General features: G+C 71.8%; 4 protein-coding genes and 1 pseudogene. 2 read left to right on the top strand and 3 right to left on the bottom strand.

Annotated elements, in window-relative coordinates:
- Positions 1–37: 37 nt before the first annotated feature.
- Positions 38–1,351 (bottom strand): ABC transporter substrate-binding protein, encoded by a 1,314-nt coding sequence (locus tag ACODR5_RS13425; protein ID WP_460815304.1) that lies wholly within the window; start codon positions 1,349–1,351, stop codon positions 38–40.
- Positions 1,352–1,482: 131 nt separating this feature from the next.
- Here ACODR5_RS13425 and kduI point away from each other — a divergent pair, with 131 nt between their 5' ends.
- Together kduI and fabG are read left to right on the top strand one after the other, a co-directional pair.
- On the top strand, positions 1,483–2,301 hold the full coding sequence (gene kduI / locus ACODR5_RS13420; protein WP_488983907.1) for a 5-dehydro-4-deoxy-D-glucuronate isomerase: 819 nt from the start codon (positions 1,483–1,485) through the stop codon (positions 2,299–2,301).
- Positions 2,298–3,059 carry a 3-oxoacyl-ACP reductase FabG gene (gene fabG, locus ACODR5_RS13415; protein ID WP_449855249.1) on the top strand — a complete coding sequence of 254 codons (762 nt, stop codon included), beginning with the start codon at positions 2,298–2,300 and terminating at the stop codon, positions 3,057–3,059. The genes kduI and fabG overlap by 4 nt, the downstream gene beginning before the upstream one ends.
- 44 nt (positions 3,060–3,103) lie before the next feature.
- Here the strand turns inward: fabG and ACODR5_RS13410 are convergent, their stop codons facing one another.
- Positions 3,104–3,379, bottom strand: a complete 276-nt coding sequence (locus tag ACODR5_RS13410; protein ID WP_344000218.1) for a hypothetical protein — start codon at positions 3,377–3,379, stop codon at positions 3,104–3,106.
- Position 3,380: 1 nt separating this feature from the next.
- Positions 3,381–4,062: pseudogene (locus tag ACODR5_RS13405) on the bottom strand (hypothetical protein); the annotation flags it as partial.

The raw sequence follows: 4,062 nt of genomic DNA, 5'->3' as shown, positions 1-4,062 counted from the left end.
GGGCGCGGCGGCCGGGAGGTGACCAGTGCGGCAGTGGTCACGACGTGGTTTCCTCCACGAGCGCGTCGATCTCGGCGCTCAGGTCGGTCAGCGCGGTGCGCAGGTCCTTCTGGCCGGCCACGACGGTCGAGAGCTCGTCGACGAGCGCGGTCGCCGACGCGCTGAACGCCGGGTGCCCGTTGGACTCGAAGCCCTCCTCGGGCGTGTCGACGAGGTCGGCCAGGAAGACGTCCATCGCCTCCTGGGCGGCCTCGTCCGGGTAGGTGACGCCGCTCTCGGAGAGGTCGACGCGGGTCGGCAGCTGCCCACCCACCGTCACGAACGTCTCCTGCTGCTCGGCGTCGTTCATGAAGCGGATGAACTCGGCTGCGAGGGCGGGGTTCTCCGACTGCTCGAACGCCGCCATGAACTTGCCGCCGGGGAACCCGCCGCACTCGGTCTCGCACGGGTTGGGCACGACGGTCCAGTCGAACTGGGCGTTCTCGACGAACTGGGCGACCTGCCAGTTGCCGGAGAGGTAGATCGGCGTCTCGCCCGCGAGGAAGATCTCGTTGGCGCCCTGGTAGCGCGATCCCGATCCCAGCCAGAAGTCTGCCGGCATGTCGCCGCTCGCCATCATCTCGACGATCGGCTGCAGCGCGGCCTCCGCCCTGTCGATGTCGAGGGCGTTACCGTCGTCGTCCAGCAGGTAGGTGCCGTACTCGCTCAGGATGGTGGAGAGGCGGTGGCCCGACTTGTCCATCGCGAAGGCGTAGGGCACGCCCGTGGCCTCCTTGACCTCCTGGGCCGCCGAGAGCATCTCGTCCCACGTCCACTCGGTCGGGACCTCCACGCCGGCCTGCTCGAACAGGTCGACGTTGATGAACGGGCCGTTCATCGTCAGGTCGCTCGGCACGGCGATCATCTCGTCGTCGTCGTTGAGGACGGCGCTCGTCGGGCCCGGCAGGAACTGCTCGCGGTAGTCCTCGCCCAGGTACGGGTCGAGCACGAGCAGGTCGTCGCGGAAGTCGGTCAGGCCCGTGAGGCGCACCACGTCGGGCGGGTTGCCGCCCGAGAGGCGGTTCAGGGTCGAGGTGACGAGGTCCGCGTACGGCAGGATCTCGAGCTCGACGGTGACGTCGTACTCCTCCTCGAACTCGGCGATGAGCTGGCGGGTGCCCTCCTCGTCCGGCCCGTCGGTGAAGTACATGTACTCGAGCGTGAGGCCGGCGAAGTCCTCGGGCGCGAGCGTCTGCACGTCCTGCGGCTCGTCCCCCTCGCCCTCGAGCTGCCCCGGCGCGCAGCCGACCGCAATGGCGGCGACCGACGCCAGCGCGAGCGCCGGCAGCGCCCGCATTCGTTTCCGTGCCACGGATCCTCCTTGATCGGGTTCTCGGTCTTCGAGAACTGGTCGATGACATGTCCCACCATAATCAATAGAATTCCCGTAGATAGGAAACGTTTTCCGCGTGGCGGAATTACCGGCAGGGAGAGACGCCTGATATGACCTTCACAGAGCTGTGGAGCACGCATCCGAACGACCTCGGATTCCTGGACGAGCAGGACCTGCGCGACCGCTTCGTCGTGCGCGACCTCTTCCGCCCCGGAGAACTGTCCTTCGCGTACGCGCACGACGATCGCCTGCTCATCGGCGGCGTGCGCGTGCAGGGCGAGGAGGTGCCGCTCGAGGCGCCGGACGCGCTGCGCGCGGAGCACTTCCTCGAGCGGCGCGAGCTGGGCGTCGTGTGCCTGGACGGATCCGTGGAGGTGACGGCCGACGACGAGAGCTTCTCGATGGGCGGGCACGACGTGCTCTACCTGCCGATGGGCACGCGCCGGGTCGCGTTCCGCGGCGACGGCACCCTCTACCTCGTCTCGGCGCCCGCCCACCGCGCCGGCACCGCTGCCCTCGCGGCGCGCGACCACGTCGAGGCGCTGCACCTCGGATCGGCGGAGCAGGCGAACGAGCGCACGATCCGCAAGTACATCCACGCGGACGGCATCGCCGCGAACCAGCTCGTGCTCGGCATCACGACGCTGGCCGCCGGATCGGTGTGGAACACGATGCCGTCCCACCTGCACGCGCGGCGCACGGAGATCTACCTCTACGACGGGCTCGGCGACAACGTGCTCGTGCATCTGATGGGCGAGCCGGGCGCGACGCGCCACCTCATGCTCCACGACCGCGATGCCGTGGTGTCGCCGCCGTGGTCGATCCACACCGGCGTCGCCACCGGCGCGTACTCGTTCGTGTGGGCGATGGCGGGCGAGAACGTCGACTACAGCGACGTCGAGGCCGTCGAGCCGAAGGACCTGAGGTGAGCGCCGTCGACGCGGCCCGCCCGCTGGCCGGCCGCCGCGCCGTCGTCACGGGCGGCGGCGCCGGCATCGGCTTCGCGTGCGCGCGGCTGCTCGCCGAGCGCGGGGCCGAGGTGGTGCTCCTGGGGCGGGCTTCCGTCGAGGCCGGCGCGGAGTCGCTGCGGGCCGAGGGCCACGCCGTCGGCACGGTCCGCTGCGACCTGTCGGACCCCGACGAGACGCGCCGGGTCGCCGACGAGCTCGCCGCGGGCGAGCGGGTGGACATCCTCGTGAACAACGCGGGGATCATCCACCGCGAGCCCGCCGTCGACCACTCCCGAGAGGGCTGGCGGCGGGTGCTCGACGTCAACCTCGACGCGGTGTGGACCCTCACACAGGCGCTCGGCCGCGGCATGGTCGAGCGCGGCGACGGCCGCATCGTGACGATCGCGTCGCTGCTGTCGTTCCAGGGCGGCATCAACGTCGTCTCGTACGCGGCGAGCAAGCACGCCGTCGTCGGCATGACGAAGACGCTCGCGAACGAGTGGTCGGCCGCGGGGGTCACCGTCAACTGCGTCGCGCCGGGCTACATCGCCACCGACAACACCGCCGCGCTGCGGGCAGACGGGAAGCGGGAGCGCGAGATCCGCGAGCGCATCCCCGCGGGGCGCTGGGGCGAGCCGAGCGACATCGCCGGCGCGGTCGCCTTCCTCGCCGGGCCGGACGCCGCCTACGTCAACGGCCACGTGCTCGTCGTGGACGGCGGCTGGCTCGCCCGCTGACGACGGTCGTCGCGCCGCCGCCGGCCTCCCCCGGTGGCGGCGCCTCAGGTCGCGGAGGGAGCCTTCGCGGAACGGCGCAGGGCGAGGACGAGACCGCCGATCGCGATCGCGATGCCCAGCGCCATGAGGGCGAGCGCGAGGATCCAGCCGGCCTCGGCCTCCAGGAGCAGCGCGCTGACCGATTCGTTGAGCGCCATCGCCAGCTCGGGCGCCGCGAGGATCGCGATGCCGGCGACCGCGACGGCGGCGAGGAGGGCGCCCCACACGATCGCCGCCCAGCGGACGGCGGGAGTGGTGCGCGTGTCGATGTTCTCGGTCATGTCAGTCCTCGTAGGTGCGGTAGATGTCGATGATGCCGTCCTGCTGATCCAGGCGCAGCACGCGCTCGGGGGCGCCTGCCCCGCCGTCGTAGGCGAACAGCCACGTGCCGTTCGTGCGCGGCGCGACCTCGCGGCCGCTCGGATGCGCGCGGTCGATGAGCCGCACCGTGCCGGCGAAGCCGGGCGCGATCTCGATGCGTGTGTCGGCGTCGTGGCCGACGCTGATCATCGTCACGCCATCGCGCTTGCGGACCTCCATCACACCGTCCGCGCGGCCCGCATTTGCCCACATACTGACGCTCAGGTACCCGAACGGCTGCACGAACTCGTGCGTGCCCGGCACCACGTAGACGTCCGCGGAGGACGGCAGCACGTTGCCGAAGGTGCGCGCCGCCGTGGCGGTGCCCCCGACGGCGAGCAGCACCACCGCCGCGAGGGCGAGAAGGCCGCTGCGCCGGCGCAGTGCGCCCGCCACGATCATCGCGAGCGCGAGCACGGCAGCCGCCGCGAGCACGGCCGCCGGGACCGCCGCGTCGGGCGCGAGGGCCTGGAAGCCGATCCAGGCGCCGACGGCCGCGACGAGCGCCAGGCCCGCCGCGACGGCGACGAACGCCGCCGATACGCGCGGCTTGGCGGCTCGGCGCTCGACGCGCGCGCGGGCGGCCTCGGCGCGGAAGGCGCGC

The sequence above is a fragment of the Microbacterium sp. FG3 genome (assembly GCF_057809335.1).
This window is presented reverse-complemented; position numbering and strand designations above follow the sequence as displayed.